The organism is Synechococcus sp. R55.2 (assembly GCF_047462075.1).
GTDB lineage: Bacteria > Cyanobacteriota > Cyanobacteriia > Thermostichales > Thermostichaceae > Thermostichus.
The window spans coordinates 1-1,779 of the sequence record NZ_JANSIH010000453.1 but is presented as its reverse complement, the minus strand read 5'-3'; the positions used below and the strand labels follow the sequence as shown (position 1 = coordinate 1,779).

At 57.5% G+C, this 1,779-nt stretch carries 3 protein-coding genes; 1 reads left to right on the top strand and 2 read right to left on the bottom strand.

Annotated features, from left to right (window positions below):
- Positions 1–106 precede the first annotated feature (106 nt).
- A complete protein-coding gene (locus NW838_RS15560) occupies positions 107–811 on the top strand; it encodes a Uma2 family endonuclease (protein ID WP_414358334.1) in 705 nt (234 codons plus the stop codon).
- Positions 812–854: 43 nt separating this feature from the next.
- Here the strand turns inward: NW838_RS15560 and NW838_RS15555 are convergent, their stop codons facing one another.
- Positions 855–1,331 (bottom strand): urease accessory protein UreE, encoded by a 477-nt coding sequence (locus tag NW838_RS15555; RefSeq protein WP_414358336.1) that lies wholly within the window; start codon positions 1,329–1,331, stop codon positions 855–857.
- Positions 1,328–1,675, bottom strand: a complete 348-nt coding sequence (locus NW838_RS15550) for a hypothetical protein (RefSeq protein ID WP_414428349.1) — start codon at positions 1,673–1,675, stop codon at positions 1,328–1,330. Before NW838_RS15550 ends, NW838_RS15555 begins: the two co-directional genes overlap by 4 nt.
- Positions 1,676–1,779: the final 104 nt, after the last annotated feature.

Here is a 1,779-nt window from a genome sequence, read left to right as displayed (position 1 = left end):
ATCGCTGCATAGTTGAACAGTGATGTTCAGCAGTGTTCAGCGTAAATGTATCAGTCATCGATATTGCTCCGCAACACTGTCGCGACTGCTGGTAAGAGAGCTGGTCATGAGCGTCAGTAGCCCTTCCTTCCGTGAACTGCCCATCTTAGAAAGCGGCGATCGTCTCACCCGCGATGAGTTTGAACGGCGCTATCAAGCCATGCCTCAGCTCAAAAAAGCCGAGCTGATTGAGGGAATTGTTTACGTGGCATCTCCCCTCAGATATCGCCGACATGGCAGACCACACAGCCACATCATGGCCTGGCTGGGAGTTTATGAAGCAGCAACGCCGGGGGTTGAGTCGGCGGGCAATCCAACCGTTCGCCTGGACTTGGACAATGAGCCGCAGCCAGATGCCATATTGCGGATGCACGAATCTTGTGGGGGACAGTCCCGCATTAGCGAGGATGACTACATTGAGGGTGCACCGGAGCTGATTGTGGAGATTGCCGCCAGCACAGCTTCCTACGACCTGCATGATAAGCTGCGGGCCTACCGGCGCAACGGCGTGCGGGAATATCTGGTCTGGCTAACCCAAGAGCAAGCCTTTCGCTGGTATGTCTTCCAGAATGGAGAGTACGTGCTGCAACAGCCCAATGAGTCGGGCGTCTTGTACAGTCGAGTGTTTCCGGGGTTGTGGTTAGCCGTGGACGCGCTGCTGACGGGCAACATGCAGCAGGTGTTGGGTGTGCTGCAAAGGGGAATTGAGTCGGAGGAACACCGAGAGTTTGCAGCGCGGTTGGTAACCCGAGAAGCAGAGGCTGGAGCCTAGGCCATAGGTCTGAGGGACGGGTTTGTGCTCGCAAAGGCCCAGGTTAATGGCTGTGGGCCAACAGGTTGGGCTCGAAGACAGCCATCTCCAACCGAAACGGGATCCCCATGTGGGCCAGCCAGTCCTGCAGCGGATCATCGGCCAGCGCCAGGATCTGTCCTTGGAGGGAAACGTGGGCCGGGCGGTGCCAATTGCCCAGTTGATGAATCACCTGGCCCATCTGGATGGGGTTTTCAGGTTGAATCAAGAGCACCGGTTCGGGTTGGGCTTTGACCCGAATGTGTCGCTGCGCATCCGCATAGAGCAGATCCCCATCGTGAAGATGGGTGCCCCGAGGCAGCATCAACTGGATCTCGGTGCCCCGATCGCTCACCAGCCGTTGCCGGGATCGCTGGCGGTCGTGCCAAGTGAGGGCAACCACTTCCAAGTGGCCGAGGATCCCCTCTGGCGGCTCGTCCAGCAGTTGCGTCACCGTAATGGCCGCGGGATCCTCTCCCGCAGCATGGGCATCTTCGCTCATGTTAGGGACTCCAGATACTGGCTGAGGTCTTCTTGAAGGCGAGAGAACTCCACTTCGGTGGAAAGGCGCAGCACCTTGGTTTTCAGAGTCACCAGCACCTTGGCTGCGTGGGGGCCAGCCCAGATGTTGGGGTTGCAGAACATCTCCAAGCTGAAATCTTCAGTAGGGTAACGAAACTCAACCGGATCCTGAGGCTGCTGCCGGGAGCTGCCCGAGCGAACCTTGAGCCGCTCCAAGAGGATTTGCAGAGCCTTGTGCCATTGTTGTGCCGCCTCAGGCGAAAGGGAGAAACTGGCCGAGCCGGTTGCGAAGTTGAGGGCAAACTGAGGAAAATGGGTAGTCATGGAGGCCCGTACCGTTCGCGAAGCGTCCTTTGGAGGGCAGCATTGGACAACAACAGTATCTTACGTCAGCTCTTGCAAAAGGGCTGTATCTTATACACAACTCC